19 protein-coding genes are annotated in these 15,306 nt (G+C 64.7%); 15 read left to right on the forward strand and 4 right to left on the reverse strand.

The features are described from left to right. Positions 1–26 precede the first annotated feature (26 nt). Both ftsY and OK352_RS13775 read left to right on the forward strand, forming a co-directional pair. On the forward strand, positions 27–905 hold the full coding sequence (ftsY, locus tag OK352_RS13770) for a signal recognition particle-docking protein FtsY (protein ID WP_265142077.1): 879 nt from the start codon (positions 27–29) through the stop codon (positions 903–905). Beyond that, positions 906–1,406 (forward strand): DUF2004 domain-containing protein, encoded by a 501-nt coding sequence (locus OK352_RS13775; protein WP_265142078.1) that lies wholly within the window; start codon positions 906–908, stop codon positions 1,404–1,406. It begins immediately after the preceding gene. Between the two features lie 5 nt (positions 1,407–1,411). Here the strand turns inward: OK352_RS13775 and lipA are convergent, their stop codons facing one another. Next, the gene (gene lipA / locus OK352_RS13780) at positions 1,412–2,434 is read right to left on the reverse strand and encodes a lipoyl synthase (RefSeq protein WP_265142079.1); all 1,023 of its coding nucleotides are present in this window, start codon (positions 2,432–2,434) and stop codon (positions 1,412–1,414) included. Continuing rightward, entirely contained in the window at positions 2,431–3,075 is a 645-nt protein-coding gene (gene lipB / locus OK352_RS13785; protein ID WP_265142080.1) for a lipoyl(octanoyl) transferase LipB, read from the reverse strand. The genes lipA and lipB overlap by 4 nt, the downstream gene beginning before the upstream one ends. Positions 3,076–3,178: 103 nt before the next feature. Here lipB and ffh point away from each other — a divergent pair, with 103 nt between their 5' ends. After that, positions 3,179–4,732, forward strand: a complete 1,554-nt coding sequence (ffh, locus tag OK352_RS13790) for a signal recognition particle protein (protein WP_265142081.1) — start codon at positions 3,179–3,181, stop codon at positions 4,730–4,732. A 4-nt stretch (positions 4,733–4,736) separates the two neighbouring features. Here ffh and OK352_RS13795 read toward each other — a convergent pair whose 3' ends face one another. Then, positions 4,737–5,867 (reverse strand): glutamate--cysteine ligase, encoded by a 1,131-nt coding sequence (locus OK352_RS13795; protein ID WP_265142082.1) that lies wholly within the window; start codon positions 5,865–5,867, stop codon positions 4,737–4,739. Positions 5,868–6,107: 240 nt separating this feature from the next. Between OK352_RS13795 and rpsP the strand changes: the two genes are divergently transcribed. The 4 genes from rpsP (at position 6,108) to trmD (ending at position 8,338) form a co-directional block, all read left to right on the forward strand. Next, complete coding sequence (gene rpsP, locus OK352_RS13800; RefSeq protein ID WP_265142083.1) at positions 6,108–6,560, forward strand: 30S ribosomal protein S16; 453 nt, start codon at positions 6,108–6,110, stop codon at positions 6,558–6,560. 2 nt (positions 6,561–6,562) lie between these two features. Next, the gene (locus OK352_RS13805) at positions 6,563–6,799 is read left to right on the forward strand and encodes an RNA-binding protein (protein ID WP_265142084.1); all 237 of its coding nucleotides are present in this window, start codon (positions 6,563–6,565) and stop codon (positions 6,797–6,799) included. Position 6,800: 1 nt separating this feature from the next. Then, on the forward strand, positions 6,801–7,391 hold the full coding sequence (gene rimM, locus OK352_RS13810) for a ribosome maturation factor RimM (RefSeq protein WP_265142085.1): 591 nt from the start codon (positions 6,801–6,803) through the stop codon (positions 7,389–7,391). A 260-nt stretch (positions 7,392–7,651) separates the two neighbouring features. Continuing rightward, on the forward strand, positions 7,652–8,338 hold the full coding sequence (trmD, locus tag OK352_RS13815) for a tRNA (guanosine(37)-N1)-methyltransferase TrmD (protein ID WP_265142086.1): 687 nt from the start codon (positions 7,652–7,654) through the stop codon (positions 8,336–8,338). A gap of 4 nt (positions 8,339–8,342) precedes the next feature. Here trmD and map read toward each other — a convergent pair whose 3' ends face one another. Further along, the gene (gene map, locus OK352_RS13820) at positions 8,343–9,107 is read right to left on the reverse strand and encodes a type I methionyl aminopeptidase (RefSeq protein ID WP_265142087.1); all 765 of its coding nucleotides are present in this window, start codon (positions 9,105–9,107) and stop codon (positions 8,343–8,345) included. Positions 9,108–9,192: 85 nt separating this feature from the next. On the opposite strand from map, the gene OK352_RS13825 reads away from it, so the two are divergent. From OK352_RS13825 to dprA, 8 genes are all read left to right on the forward strand, one after another. Beyond that, positions 9,193–9,708 carry an MFS transporter gene (locus tag OK352_RS13825; protein ID WP_265142088.1) on the forward strand — a complete coding sequence of 172 codons (516 nt, stop codon included), beginning with the start codon at positions 9,193–9,195 and terminating at the stop codon, positions 9,706–9,708. Between the two features lie 184 nt (positions 9,709–9,892). Then, positions 9,893–10,240 (forward strand): 50S ribosomal protein L19, encoded by a 348-nt coding sequence (gene rplS / locus OK352_RS13830; protein ID WP_265142528.1) that lies wholly within the window; start codon positions 9,893–9,895, stop codon positions 10,238–10,240. A 64-nt stretch (positions 10,241–10,304) separates the two neighbouring features. Further along, positions 10,305–11,042 (forward strand): signal peptidase I, encoded by a 738-nt coding sequence (lepB, locus tag OK352_RS13835; RefSeq protein WP_265142089.1) that lies wholly within the window; start codon positions 10,305–10,307, stop codon positions 11,040–11,042. 7 nt (positions 11,043–11,049) lie between these two features. Next, a complete protein-coding gene (locus tag OK352_RS13840; RefSeq protein WP_265142090.1) occupies positions 11,050–11,697 on the forward strand; it encodes a ribonuclease HII in 648 nt (215 codons plus the stop codon). A gap of 7 nt (positions 11,698–11,704) precedes the next feature. Continuing rightward, entirely contained in the window at positions 11,705–12,028 is a 324-nt protein-coding gene (locus OK352_RS13845) for a DUF2469 domain-containing protein (RefSeq protein WP_265142091.1), read from the forward strand. A gap of 83 nt (positions 12,029–12,111) precedes the next feature. Next, positions 12,112–12,537, forward strand: coding sequence for a YraN family protein (locus OK352_RS13850; protein ID WP_306387804.1), 426 nt, complete (start codon positions 12,112–12,114; stop codon positions 12,535–12,537). Next, on the forward strand, positions 12,537–14,069 hold the full coding sequence (locus tag OK352_RS13855; protein ID WP_265142092.1) for a YifB family Mg chelatase-like AAA ATPase: 1,533 nt from the start codon (positions 12,537–12,539) through the stop codon (positions 14,067–14,069). Before OK352_RS13850 ends, OK352_RS13855 begins: the two co-directional genes overlap by 1 nt. Then, on the forward strand, positions 14,066–15,256 hold the full coding sequence (gene dprA / locus OK352_RS13860; protein WP_265142093.1) for a DNA-processing protein DprA: 1,191 nt from the start codon (positions 14,066–14,068) through the stop codon (positions 15,254–15,256). Before OK352_RS13855 ends, dprA begins: the two co-directional genes overlap by 4 nt. Positions 15,257–15,306 lie beyond the last annotated feature (50 nt).

Here is a 15,306-nt window from a genome sequence, read left to right on the forward strand (position 1 = left end):
CCGCCCGCGGCGGCTACGCTTGAGTCATGGCAGAACGCACTCCGTGGTCTCTTTCCGGTGCCCTGAAGGGCATGTTCCAGCGACCCACCATCGATGAGTCGACGTGGGACGATCTCGAGCACGCTCTCATCACCGCAGACTTCGGCTCCGACATCGCCGAAGCGATCATCGACGAGCTGCACGCGAATGTCGATCGCTATCACACGACCGATCCGCGTGACCTCCAGCGGATGCTGCGAGAGACGATCGATGAACGACTCTCGCGCTTAGACCCCACGCTGACACTCAGTGAGCGGCCCGCCGTGGTTCTGATGGTCGGCGTGAACGGCGTGGGAAAAACCACGACGATCGGCAAGCTGGCCCGCTTCATCAGCAACGCGGGGCGCAGCGTAGTCGTCGGTGCTGCTGACACCTTCCGCGCGGCCGCCGTCGAGCAGCTCGGAACCTGGGCCGAACGCGCCGGCGTGCCGATTGTAAAGCCACAGCACCCCGGGCAGGATCCTGCTTCTGTCGCGTACCAGACGGTCGAGCACGCCATGACGACCGGCACCGAGATCGTGATCATCGACACGGCCGGCCGGCTGCACACCAAGGGCGGCCTCATGGACGAGCTGTCGAAGATCCGGCGTGTCGTCGAGAAACAGGCGCCGGTCTCTGAGGTGCTGCTCGTTCTCGACGCGACGACGGGCCAGAACGGCGTCCAGCAGGCACAGGCGTTCATCGAGCACGCCGGGGTCACAGGACTCGTCATCACCAAGCTCGACGGGTCGGCCAAGGGCGGTTTTGTGCTCGCCGTGCAGGAGCGCACCGGGCTGCCGATCAAGCTCATCGGCCAAGGCGAGGGGATCGGCGACATCACTGGCTTCACACCGCACGTCTTCGCGCAGAACCTCGTGGGGGCGTAAATGGGCATCGAACACGATTACTTCGGCGTCATCGAATCGGATGCCTCGGGTGCCCTCTATTGGTCGGAGACCGTCGAGGCGGGTGACCAGACCGTCGATGTGACACTCAGCGTGCCCGGAGGTGTATCCGTCACCGATGAAGCGCTCGACGTGGCGCAAGCGATGATTTCGACGCTCGAGGGACTCGATATGCGGGCACGCGAAGCGCTTGTCGCAGAGCTGGGCACCGCAGCATCCGATGTGACGGCATTTTTGCTCGAGATCGACGAACTGCTCGGGCCCGAGCTCTCCGCATTCATCACACGCGAGTCAGGTGACCGCGACATCGATGTGCTCCGATCGCTCGAGCTGCTGCGCACCGTGTTCCATCCCCACCAGACGGGGGAGGGTGACACGTTCGTCACGCTCGAATTCGCCCTGGCACCCGACGAGAACGAGCTTGCACTGCTGACGCACCTCAGCATGCGCGGCGAACCGGTCTCGATCGAGTTTCTGGACTGACGCCGTCAGACAGCCTGGGCGAACGGCCGTGAATCGTCGGCCAGGTGCCGCAGAGCGTCCGGGATCGGGCGCTCCGAGGCGACCATGGACTGCGCCCAGAGTCGGCCCGCCCGATACGACGAGCGCACGAGCGGTCCCGCGAGCACACCGAGAAACCCGATTCGCTCGGCGATCTCTTTGAACTCGATGAACTCCTGTGGCTTCACCCAGCGGGCGACCGGAAGATGGCGTGGGGACGGGCGCAGATACTGCGTCAGTGTGATGATGTCGGTTCCGGCATCACGCAGGTCGTGCAGCGCCGTGACGACCTCTTCGGGCTCTTCGCCCATGCCGAGAATGAGGTTCGACTTCGTGATCAGGCCGGCGTCTCTCGCCTGCGTCAGCACACCGAGCGACCTCTCGTAGCGGAATGCGGGGCGAATGCGCTTGAACAGGCGCGGCACGGTCTCGACATTGTGCGCGAAAACCTCGGGGCTGGCACCAAAGATCTCGTCGAGGAATCGCGGATCGCCGTTGTGCTCGTTCGCGAGAATCTCGACGCCCGTGTTCGGATTCTGCTCGTGGATCTGCCGCACGGTCTCCGCGTTCAGCCACGCGCCGGTGTCGGCGAGGTCATCACGGGCGACGCTCGTGATCGTCGCGTAGCGCAGCCCCATCCGTGACACGCTCTCAGCGACACGGCGCGGTTCGTCGGTGTCATACTCGGCCGGCTTGCCCGTGTCGATCTGGCAGAAGTCGCACCGACGCGTGCACTGCGACCCACCGATGAGGAAGGTCGCCTCGCGATCTTCCCAGCACTCGTAGATGTTGGGGCAGCCGGCTTCCTGACACACGGTATGCAGGTTCTCGTCTGCGACGAGTGCGCTCAGCTGCTTGAATTCGGGGCCCATCCGCGCCCGCGTCTTGATCCACTCGGGTTTGCGCTCGATGGGAGTTTCGGCGTTGCGCACCTCGAGACGCAGAAGCGGTCGACCCTTGGGAGCGGTGGCGGGACCCTGGGCTCCTCCGCCGGCTGCGCAGCCGCTCATGCGACAGCCTCCTCGCGGTTGAACGCGGCAGTCATCACCCGCGAGACGGAGTCGGCGAGATCGGCCGGAGTGATGCGGTACCCCAGCTGCTCGCTCACGCTGGTCACACCAGCATCCCGGATGCCGCAGGGAATGATGTGCTCAAATGCACCGAGGTCGTTGTCGCAGTTCACCGCGAATCCGTGCATCGTCACACCTTCGGCGACGCGGACGCCGATCGCCGCGATTTTCTCGTCACGATCCGCGCCACGTACCCAGACACCCGAACGACCGGAGACCTGAACGGCCTCCACACCGAGCGGAGTGAGGGCATCGATCAGCGCACGTTCGAGTGTGCGGACATGCGCGACGACGTCGACGGGGTCTGCGAGTCGCACGATCGGGTACCCCACGAGCTGGCCCGGCCCGTGCCAGGTGATCTTGCCCCCGCGGTCCACGTCAATCACCGGAGTGCCGTCGTCGGGTCGCTCATCGTCCTCCGTGCGCTTTCCCGCCGTGTAGACGGCTTCGTGCTCGAGGAGGAGCAGCGTGTCGGGGGAGAGGCCGTCGGCGACGCGGCGATGGGTCCGTCGTTGGATCTCCCACCCCTCCAGATACGGAACATATGCGGGCGCGAGCCCGAGTGTCGATGTGGTCAGCATGACGACACCCTAGCGTTAATAGACGCAATACATTAAATAAGAACGAGTCGTGTCGCCAAGGTGGCTCCCACGCTCAGCGAAACCCAGTAGAATCGGTGTCCAAATGGCTACATTCGGAACACTCTCAGACCGCCTCGCAGAGACCTTCAAGAACCTTCGCAAGAAGGGCACGCTCTCGGCCTCAGACATCGACGGCACCGTCCGGGAGATCCGGCGTGCGCTCATCGACGCCGACGTCGCCTTCGACGTGGTGAAGGACTTCACCACGCGGATCCGCGAACGCGCCCTCGGTGATGAGGTGAACAAGGCGCTCAACCCGGCTCAGCAGGTTGTGCAGATCGTCAACGACGAGCTCATCGGCATCCTCGGCGGTGAGCAGCGCCGGCTCGAGTTCGCCAAGACTCCGCCGACGGTCATCATGCTCGCTGGTCTGCAGGGCGCGGGGAAGACGACCCTCGCCGGAAAGCTCGCGAAGTGGCTGGCCAAAGACGGCCACACGCCGCTGCTGGTCGCGTGTGACCTGCAGCGCCCGAATGCGGTGACTCAGCTGGGCGTCGTCGCTGAGCAGGCGGACGCCGCCCTGTTCGCGCCAGAGCCGGGCAACGGCGTCGGCGACCCGGTGAAAGTGGCGAAGAACTCGATCAAGCACGCCCGTGACAAGCAGTACGACACGGTCATCATCGACACCGCGGGTCGCCTCGGCGTGGACGCCGAGCTGATGAAGCAGGCGGCGAACATTCGCAAGGCGGTTGACCCCGACGAAGTGCTCTTCGTCATTGACGCCATGATCGGTCAGGATGCTGTCGCCACGGCGAAGGCCTTCCAAGACGGGGTGGACTTCACCGGCGTCGTGCTGTCGAAGCTCGACGGCGATGCCCGCGGTGGTGCGGCGCTGAGCGTCGCCTCCGTCACGGGCCGCCCGATCATGTTCGCCTCGACGGGTGAGGGTCTCGGTGACTTCGAGCCGTTCCACCCCGACCGCATGGCCCGTCGCATTCTCGACCTCGGTGACATCCTGACGCTCATCGAGCAGGCGCAGCAGGCCTTTGACGAAGAAGAGGCACGTCAGGTCGCCGAGAAGTTTGCGACAGACACCTTCACCCTCGACGACTTCCTCAAGCAGATGCAGCAGCTCCGCAACGCGGGATCCATCAAGAAGATGATGGGGATGCTGCCCGGCATGGGGCAGATGAAGGGGCAGCTCGACAATTTCGACGAGAAAGAGATCGTGCGCACGGAGGCGATCATCCAGTCCATGACCCGAGCAGAGCGCACGACGCCGAAGCTGCTCAACGGCTCGCGCCGCTTGCGCATCGCTCGCGGATCGGGCACGACGGTCACCGAGGTGAATCAGCTCGTGGCGCGGTTCGAGCAGGCTGCCAAGATGATGAAGTCCGTCGCCAAGGGTGGAATGCCGCAGATGCCGGGAATGGGACCCGTGCCCGGTGCACATGGCGGCAGCCCGCGCAAGAGCAAGAAGGGCAAGAAAAAGGGCGGTTCACGCTCGGGCAACCCGGCGAAGCGGGCGGCAGAAAACGCGCAGCTCGGCCAGCCGGCTGAGAAGCCCGCGGGCTCCGGATTCGGGCTGGGAGCCTCCGGCGCAACCCCGCCGAGCGAAGACGAACTCGAGTCGCTGCAGAAGTTCCTCGGCCGCTGACGCGTCAGCGCTCTTTCAGCTCGCGAGCCAGATGCGCCACGACGGCTGTGAGGTCTCCGTGCGCCTCGTCAGCGATGCGTCGCTGACGCGTGCTGCTGCCGCCGCTTGAGATAATGTCTCCGATGGAGGTCAGCTCTGCAGCGCAGCCGAGACGGCGGGCGACGGGTTCGAGACGGTCAAGGTGCGCGGCGATGTCGTCGGCAACGGGGCGTTGGGTTCCCTCGGCATCCACGATGATCGTCGCGTCGAGACCGTAGCGCGCCGCACGCCACTTGTTCTCGCGGACGAACCACGGCTGCAACTCGGGGAGAGGTCGTCCGTCGTCGATGCGTTGAGACAGATCGTCCACGAGGCAGTGCACGAGTGCGGCGATAGCAGCGAGCTCACCAGGCGTCGACGTACTGTCACAAAATCTGACCTCGACGGTTCCCCATCGCGCCGACGGGCGAACGTCCCAGCGGACTTCAGTCTGATCCTCGATGATCTCCGTCGCGAGCTCGTCCTCGACGTAGCGCTCATAGTCTCCCCACGTGCGGATCTGCTCGTACGGAAGCCCGGCTGTGGGAAGCTGCTGAAACATCAGTGACCGATTCGAGGCGTACCCCGTATCCACTCCGCCCCAGAAGGGGCTGGAGGAGGAGAGGGCGAGAAGATGCGGAAAATAGCGCAGCATCCCCGCCACCGTCGGCATCGCCTTCGACACATCGTCGAGCCCGACATGCACGTGGACACCCCAGATGAGCATATTCCGGCCCCACCACTGAGTGCGCTCGATCAGCTTGTGGTATCGCTCCTTGTCGGTGACGGGCTGATCGAACCACTGGCCGAACGGGTGGGTTCCGGCACCGATCGGGACGACTCCGCGCGCGGCGGCGACAGTTCGCAGCTCGTCGAGAAGCGCGCGCAGCTCGTCGACAGCATCCGAGACCCGAGAGTGCACGCCGCTCACGAGCTCGACGGTATTCTGAAGCAGCTCCGAGACGATCTGCGCGTGTTCGCGTCCGTCCGTCCGCCGCAGATCGGCGAGGACGTCACCCGCAGCATTGGCGAGCTGGCCTGTGTGTTCGTCGACGAGGGCGAGCTCCCATTCGAGTCCGATCGACGAGCGGGCGGAGCGGGCGAATTCGATCGTCATCGGTACACGACCTTTCTTGAGATCACTATCCTCACACGTGCGCGCGCTCACCGGCAGGCATGCCGAGGCGCGGTCAGAATGAATTAGCGGTCGGGCCCGGTATCTGGCAGAATAGGACGCTGAAGCTGTGAGTGCTCGACCCTCTATCCGGCAACCACGGCCTTCCCTTACGTTTTCGCGCCTCCGTGTACCCCACCGGTCGGGCCGGGCACACCAATCAACAGACATCTCAGGAGAATTGTGGCTGTCAAGATCCGTTTGAAGCGCTTTGGAAAAGTTCGGGCGCCGTACTACCGCATCGTCGTGGCAGACTCGCGCACCAAGCGCGACGGTCGTGTCATCGAGGAGATCGGCAAGTACCACCCGACAGAGGAGCCCTCGCTCATCGAGGTCGACTCGGAGCGCGCGCAGTACTGGCTCTCGGTCGGCGCTCAGCCGAGCGAGCAGGTGCTGGCCCTTCTCAAGCTGACCGGCGACTGGGGAACCTTCAAGGGAGACAAGGACGCCGTCTCGACGGTAAAGTCACCTGAGGCCAAGGTTGAGTTCGTCGCCGACGAGAAGAAGAAGCCCGTTCTCAAGCCCAAGGCGGAGAAGCCGGCAGAGAAGGCTGACGACGCAAAGAAGGCTGACGACGCCGAGAAGCCCGCCGAGGACGCTGATACGGCTGAGGCACCGGCAGAGGAGCAGGCCTAATCTTGCTTGCTCCCGCTCTGGAACACCTCGTCAAAGGGATTGTCGACAATCCCGATGACGTCAACGTTCGTGCCACGAGCTCATCTCGCGGCGAGGTCCTCGAGGTTCGCGTGAACCCCGAGGACCTCGGCCGGGTCATCGGCCGGTCTGGACGCACGGCGAAGGCTCTTCGGACCGTCGTCGGCGCGCTGGCCGACGGGTCGCGCGTGCGCGTTGACGTCGTCGACACTGACGACTGACGTGGCGAAGAACGACTCGCACCGCACGTCACTTCGCGTGGGCCGGCTCTCGAAGGCCCACGGGCTCAAGGGTGCCCTCAAACTCGAGTTGTACACGGATGACCCGAACCGCCGGTTCGTCCCTGGTGCCGCGTTCAGTCTGCAGGTGCCCACCACGTCTCCCTGGCACGGTCAGTCCATCGTGCTGTCCGAACTGCGCTGGTACAACGGTGCCCCCGTCGCCTTCTTCGAAGGCGTGACCGATCGCACGGCCGCAGAGACTCTCGTCAAGGCGATTCTCTGGACGGACGACACCGATCAGTCTCCGGAAGAGAACGCCTGGTACGACCATCAGCTCGTCGGTCTGCGCGTCCATCGCGATGGCATCGACGTCGGAGCTGTCAGCCGTGTCGACCATCTTCCGGCCCAGGATCTCCTCATCGTCGACACCAGTAGCGGTGAGGTTCTGGTGCCGTTTGTCGCCGCCATCGTTCCTACTGTCGATATTGCGGCAGGAACAGTGACGGTCACTCCTCCCGCAGGCCTCTTCGAAGAGCTTCCGGCGAATCCGGAATCTGACGCGCAGGACACCGCCTCAGAAGAGGATGCCTGAGAACTCCTCCAGCCCCGTCTGTGGAACGCCTCGGCCCACGTATCTCGCTGCAGTGACCTGTGCAGGTGCACGCGCGGAACCGTCTCGCTCGCTGCACTGCAGAGCGCTCCTTTAATGAGAGCCTCGTAAACCTCGCCGATGGCTGCGATCCGCACAGCCTGCTCACTCACGCAGCTCCGCCGAGTCTGCCGACGACTCCGCCGAGTCCGCCGACGACGCTCTGCTCCGCAGAAGAGTTCCACCCCGCATAGAATCGGGGGATGCGCTTTGACATCGTCACGATCTTTCCCGAGTTCTTCGACGTGCTCGATATCTCGCTGCTCGGGAGGGCCCGGAAAAGCGGACTGATCGAACTTGGCGTACACGATCTGCGCGATTACACCCACGACCGGCATCGCACGGTCGATGACACGCCGTATGGCGGAGGCGCGGGCATGGTGATGAAGCCGGAGCCGTGGGGTGAGGCGCTTGACAGCGTTCTCGACGACGCTGATGACCCCCTGGTGATCTTCCCCTCACCGGCGGGAGACGTTTTCACCCAGCAGATGGCGCGTGAACTCTCCGAGAATGCGCATCTCGTGTTCGGTTGCGGCCGGTACGAAGGCATCGACCACCGCGTCTTCGACCACACGGCGTCGCGCGCGCGAGTGAAACTCGTGAGCCTCGGCGACTACGTGCTCAACGGGGGAGAGGTAGCTGTCATGGCCATGATCGAGGCGATCGGTCGACTCGTCCCGGGGGTCATTGGCAACCCGGCAAGCCTCGTCGAGGAATCTCATGAAGCCGGGCTTCTCGAATATCCCAGCTACACGAAGCCGGCGGTCTGGCGCGGCATTGACGTGCCGCCTATCCTGCTCAGCGGCAACCACGGCGCGATCGAGCGCTGGCGGCACGAGCAGCAGGTGGAGCGGACTCGCCGTGTGCGCCCCGACCTGCTGGACGAGTGACGCGCTAGCGCTGTGTCAGGATGATCGGACCGTCCTCAGCGATGGCGATCGTGTGCTCCATGTGTGCGCCGCGTGATCCGTCGACGCTGCGGAGCGTCCAGCCATCGGAGTCGGTGACGATCTTGTCCGTCGACTGAAGGAACCACGGTTCGATCGCTACCACCAAGCCGGGGCGCAGCGGGTAGCCCCGCCCCGCACGACCGTCGTTGGGGATGTGCGGTTCGCCGTGCATTTCGCGCCCGACGCCGTGCCCGCCGAAGTCCGTGTTGATCGTGTATCCCGCGCCGTGGGCGACTTCCGCGATCGCCGCGGAGATATCGCCGATCTTTGAGCCGGCGCGCGCGGCGCCGATTCCCGCGTCGAGCGCGCGGGTTGTGACCTCGATGAGTCGTGCATCTTCGTCGCGCGGGGTCCCGACGATGACGCTGAGTGCTGAGTCGGCGACCCAGCCGTTGACGGATGCTGCGAAGTCGACGCTCAGCAGGTCGCCGTCACGCAGCCGATAGTCGTGGGGGAGACCGTGCAGAACCGCGTCGTTGACCGACGTGCACAGCACTTTGCCGAACGGCATCGCTCCGAATGACGGGTGGTAGTCGATGTAACAGGATTCGGCGCCGGCCGCCCGAATCCGATCGTGGGCGAGTGTGTCGAGGTCGAGTAGGTTCACGCCGACGTCGGCCGCCTCTGCGAGTGCAGTCAGGGTATCGGCGACGAAACGTCCGGCCGGACGCATCTGTTCGACTTCGGCGGGTGTCTTCAATTCGATCATGGGTTCCTCCGCACCCATTGTTTCAGCCAGCCAGTACGCAGTGGGCATCGGTGGTTCTCTCAGTTTGCCCTCATAGCATGAAGTCATGTTTCTTCGCAGGGCCGTCTACTACTGGCAACTCGCCGCGGTGCTGCTTCTGCCCTTATGGCTTTTCGTCGGCTGGGGCATCTGGGGCGGCAGCGCCTGGACGTTCCTCGGCGTCGTCGTGGCCGCGCCTATCCTGTTCGTCGCCCTGCTGATCGTCACGCTCGTGATCTACGGCCGCGCCGAGGTTCGGGACAGCAACGCCGTTTCGTGGATCGATGTCGCGACGATCGCCGCGTGGCACGTGAGCATCATCGCATTCGGATTCTTCGGAGCCACCGCCTCGATGTTCGCGGTGCTCACCGTCGTCTTCGGACTCACCGCGTTCTGGGTGGCGCTCTGGGAGCTCGTGCGCAGCGTGACACGCCGGGCGAAAGAGACGATGAGAGAGTTTGAGAAGATGGCGGGCGGCACGGCACACGGGCCCGTTTCCCCTCCGCGCGAGGAACGTCGGCGCACAGACACGGCCGATGAGATCTTCGTCGTGTACGAGGGACGCGAGGACCGCAGCGCCTGATCGATTGGCGCCGGAGCCGCAATCGTGGCAGAATTGACGTTCGTGCCTTGGCTCGGTTCTGCCACGGGGGAACCTTTGCGCCGCGGATCAATCTGACAGAGATCAATCCGACACAGGGGCACGCACCTTCAACTTTTCCAGAGATTCGTGCTCGACCAGTGGCGGGCACAGAGAGTGAATGACCATGCATATCCTCGACAGCGTCGATGCAGCATCCCTCAAGTCCGACGTCCCCGACTTCCGCGCCGGCGACAACGTTAAGGTTCACGTGAACATTGTCGAGGGCAGCCGCTCACGTATCCAGGTGTTCCAGGGCACGGTAATCGGCCGTCAGGGCCACGGCGTCCGTGAGACATTCACCGTTCGCAAGGTCAGCTTCCAGGTCGGCGTTGAGCGTACGTTCCCCGTGCACTCGCCGGTCATCGAAAAGATCGAGCTTGTCTCGCGCGGCGACGTGCGCCGGGCCAAGATCTACTACCTGCGCAACCTGCACGGCAAGAAGGCGAAGATCCGCGAGAAGCGCGCCAACTGATTCGCGTCGTTGTCAAAACGTGCCGAGCTCCCCACCTAGACTGGTGGGGAGCTCGGACGGTTTAATGACAGAAGAATCAGTGGCGGCGGAAAACCCCGCAGACAGACGGCGGCGCGGAGCGCTCGCGTTCCTTCGTGACCTCGTGATCATCGTCATCGTGGCGCTTCTCGTGTCATTCCTCGTGAAGACGTTCCTTGTGCGGTCGTTTTACATTCCGTCCGGATCCATGGAGGACACGCTCCAGATCAATGACCGAATCATCGTCAATGAACTCGTTCCCGACGTCATCGATCTGCAGAGGGGAGATGTCGTCGTGTTCACCGACCCGGGCGGCTGGCTCTCCTCGCCCCCGCCCGACCCCGACACTCCGTGGATCGTCAGCGCCTGGGACGGCCTGCTCACGGCGGTCGGGCTCTCGGTGAGCGACAGCAACGACCACCTCATCAAACGAGTGATCGGGCTGCCCGGCGACCACGTCGTGTGCTGCAACGCTCTCGGCCAGATGAGTGTCAACGGCGTGCCGCTCAATGAGCCCTATCTTCTGCTTCCGCAATCAGCCCAGGCCGTCTCGGCGACCTCGTTCGACATCACGGTGCCCGCCGACTCGCTGTGGGTGATGGGCGACAACAGGTACAACTCCAAAGATTCCCGGTACAACGGCAACACGCCGGGCAAGGGATACGTTCCCATCGACAACGTCGTCGGGCGCGCGTTCGTCATCAGCTGGCCGATTGACCGGTGGCAGGGGCTCGGCGATTATCCCGCCGTGTTCGACGGCATTCCGGATGCTGGGGCCGAGTGAACGACCGATGACCGTGTCTGATCCGACACTTGACGTCGAGACCGAGCTGATCACGTCGGGAGCCCCGTTCGTGATCGGCTGCGATGAGGTGGGGCGGGGAGCAGTGGCGGGCCCTGTCGCTGTGGGTATGGCCGTTGTCGATGCGACGCACACCAGCATCCCGCCCGGTTTGCGTGACTCGAAGATGCTCAGCGAGAAGAAGCGCACGTCTCTCGCGCCCGTGGTCGCGACCTGGGCTCTGCACTCGGCTGTCGGGCTGGCAAGCCCGCAGGAGGTCGACGACGTCGGAATCGTCACTGCGTTGGGGCTGGCGGCCAAGCGTGCCCTCGGGCTGCTGTACGAACAGGGCCTCGCCATCGCTTCGGGAACCATCCTTCTCGACGGCAATCACGATTATCTGTCACCGACGCTGACGCATCCGCTCGACGTTCGTACACGGGTCAAGGGCGACCGCGACTGTGCATCGATCGCCGCCGCGTCAGTTGTCGCAAAAGTGCACCGCGACACGATGATGGTCGCCGAACACGCCAAGACCCCGGTCTACGAGTGGCAGTCCAACAAAGGGTACGGCTCCGTCGCCCATCTAGAGGCGATCAGGGCGCACGGGGTGACCTCCGTCCACCGCCGAACCTGGCTCGTCAACCACGTAGGATGAGAACACAATGGATGACGAAGATTTTGAGGACTACGACCGCGAGGTCGAGCTTGCCCTCTTCCGTGAGTACCGGGATGTCGTCGGACAATTCGGCTACGTGATCGAGACAGAGCGGCGCTTTTACTTGGCCAATGAGGTTGAGCTCGTACGTCGCGACACCGAGCATGATTTCTATTTCGAGGTCACGATGCGCGATGTCTGGGTGTGGGACATCTACCGCTCCGACCGCTTCGTGAAGTCAGTGCGTGTTCTGACGTTCAAGGACGTCAATATCGAAGAGCTGCAGAGCCGAGAGTTCGAGCTCCCCAAGGACCTCGCCCTCGACGAATAGCCGTCGGCGATCGGATGCTTGAGGCAGGCGTCCTCCTTCGGTGAACGGTCGGCAATCGTCGTCCACAAGCGTGCGGCGCGGGCATGTCGTACACAGGTGGACCTGGTGCGGTCGCGCGCGACGAGATCGCGCGCCACGATGGGCGCATGGATGAGACGACGATCGAATTCGGGGCACGCGGAGAAGCCGCGGCGTGCGCCCATCTGGAGCAGTTGGGCTACGAGATCCTCGAGCGCAATTGGCGTCATGCGCTCGGCGAGATCGACATCATCGCCCGCTCGGGCGACACCATTGTCTTCGTCGAGGTGAAGACGCGCTCGGGCGTCGGCTTCGGCCACCCCTTTGAGGCGATCACGCACGACAAGGCGCGTCGCCTGCGCAGGCTGGCCCGGCAATGGGATGCCGAGGCTGTCACAGCGCCGCGCCGCATCCGCATCGACGCCATCGGCGTGATCTGGCCGCACGGGGACGACGCTCCCGTGATCGAGCATCTTGAGCAGGTGTGCTGATGCCCGTCGCGCGAACCTGGGCTCTCGCACTCATCGGTCTGGACGGCACGCTGATCGAAGTGGAGGCCGATATCTCGGCCCAGCTGCCCGCCTTCGTGATTATCGGTCTCGGAGACCGCTCCCTGCGCGAAGCCGAGGGCCGTGTGCGTCAGGCGGTGAGCAATTCCGGATGCCGGCTGGCGGCCAGGCGCATCACCGTCAACCTGTCACCGGCCAGTCTGCCCAAGCACGGGGCGGGATTTGATCTTGCCATTGCACTGGCCTGCCTCGCAGCGGATGGTGTGATCGACCGCGCCTCGGTGGACCAAGTGGTCCATATCGGGGAATTGGGTCTCGATGGCCGGCTGCGCCCCACACCGGGTGTTCTGCCCGCGGTTCGCGCTGCCGTTCGCGAGGGACGCAGCACCGTGATGGTGCCCGTGGCGAATGCCGACGAAGCGCGGCTTGTTCCCGGTGCCGACATCATCGCTGTTCCCTCGCTTCGCGATGCGGCGATCCACCACGGCGCTGACCTTGCCGCACGCCCGGTCGAGGCAATCACGGCGCCGCCTGTTCCCGATGTGGAGCCCGAGTCTCTCGACATTGCTGATGTCATCGGGCAGTCGGATGCTGTCGATGCACTTGAGACAGCGGCCGCGGGAGGGCATCACCTGATGATGCTGGGCCCACCGGGGTCTGGAAAGACGATGATCGCCGAACGGCTGCCGGGAATTCTTCCCGATCTCAGCATCGACGAAGCGTTGGAAACAGCGAGCGTCGGGTCGCTTGCCGGCCAGCCGTTCGGAGGCGCGCTTCGTCTGCGACCCGGCTATGAGGCGCCGCACCACACGGCAACGGCCGCGGCGATCATCGGCGGCGGCAGTGGAACAATTCGCCCGGGCGCCGCTGCGCGAGCGGTCAACGGAGTGCTGTTTCTGGATGAGGCACCCGAGTTCGACAGAACCGTGCTCGACGCCCTCCGCCAACCTCTCGAGTCGGGCATCATCACGATTCATCGAGCGCATGCTGTCGCGCGCTTTCCTGGCCGGTTTCAGCTCGTGATCGCGGCGAACCCCTGTCCGTGCGGCCAGTACGGCGCGGCAGACGGACACTGCACATGCCCTCCGGCGTCGATCCGCCGATACCTGGGGCGGCTCTCCGGGCCGCTGCGCGACCGTGTCGACATTCAGCTGAGCGTGTCTCGGGTCTCCGCCGCGCACCTGCAGGCGTCTGCGTCTGTCGACCGGCCTCGATCAAGCGACGTGCGAGCTCGTGTCACCGAAGCCCGCGCACGCGCCGCAGAACGCCTGCGTTCCACACCCTGGACGCGTAACTCCGAGGTGACGGGGGCTTGGCTCCGTGGCGACGGCGCAGTGCCGAGGAGTGTGACGGCGGGGATCGATCGCGCTCTGGAACGTGGCTCGCTCACCATGCGCGGATACGACCGTGTACTCCGCGTCGCCTGGACGATCAGCGACTTGGCGGGAACGGAGCAGCCGACGGCAGAGCATGTCGGAAAGGCGCTGTACTTGAGGAAGGGAATGACACCGTGACGCAGATCGACGGGGCAGCACACACCGGGCACACGGGTACACCGCGTCGCGATGAAGAAGAGCGACGGGCCCGCGAGCACTGGCTTGGGGTCGCCGAACCCGGTGATGGAACAGCGCACACGCTCATCGACGCGCTCGGCGCTGCGCGAGCACGCGATCTCGTGGCAAGCGATGTCTCGGCCGCCGTAATCGTCAGCGAACTGCTCGAGCACACGGATGCGGGGGCGGACGCGGTCCACGAGGTCGTGGAACTTGTCGCCCACGGGCTGAACAGGTGGCGGCCCCGCATCGGCACCATCGACTCCGACGCCTATCGCCGGGCCGCCGAGCGGTGCGGCGCACGTTTCATCATGCCGGGAGACCGGGACTGGCCGAGTGGTGTCGATGATCTCGGCGAGAACGCGCCGCTCGGGCTCTGGGCGCGCGGCAGCCTCGATGTTCTCCCCACACGTTCGGTTGCCGTCGTGGGCTCGCGCAACTCGACAGGATACGGAGAGCACGTCACGATGGAGATCGCGTCGGGACTCGTGGCCCGCGGCGTCGGCATCATCTCCGGCGCGGCGTATGGAATCGACGGCCATGCGCATCGGGCGACCCTTGCCTCCGGCGGTGCAACTGCTGCTTTTCTTGCCGGAGGGATCGACAGACCCTATCCGCGGGGGCACTCCGACCTCATCGAGCGCATTGCCACGGAGGGTGTTCTGCTCAGTGAGGTCCCTTGCGGTTCGACTCCCACGCGCTGGCGGTTTCTGCAGCGCAATCGACTTATCAGTGCGCTGGCGACAGCGACGATCATCGTCGAAGCAGGATGGCGCAGCGGCTCGCTGAACACCGCAGCTCACGCGTCGACACTCGGCAGGCCGCTCGGCGCCGTTCCCGGACCGGTGACGAGCGCCGCCTCAGCCGGTTGCCACCGGCTTCTGCGCGAGAACGACGCCGTGTGCGTCACGAGTGCGGACGAGGCAGCAGAGCTCGCGGGAGACAGCGACGATACCGACATCCTCTCTCCGCTGCGCGACTGGATCGAGACACGTGTGCTCGACGCCCTGAGCTCACGACGTCCGCGTACCGTCGACGAGATCGCGTCGCGCAGTGGGCTCGACCACGACGCCGTCCGCTCTCGCCTCGGAACGTTGAGCGTGCTGGGCGACGTTCGCGAGACATCGAACGGCTGGCTGATGGCCTGACCAGCCGTCGGTATGGTTTCGCGCCGGTCAGTGCGGCCTCGCAGCTGCTC

Origin of the sequence: Microbacterium sp. MPKO10, assembly GCF_026107415.2 — a bacterium.
GTDB lineage: Bacteria > Actinomycetota > Actinomycetes > Actinomycetales > Microbacteriaceae > Paramicrobacterium.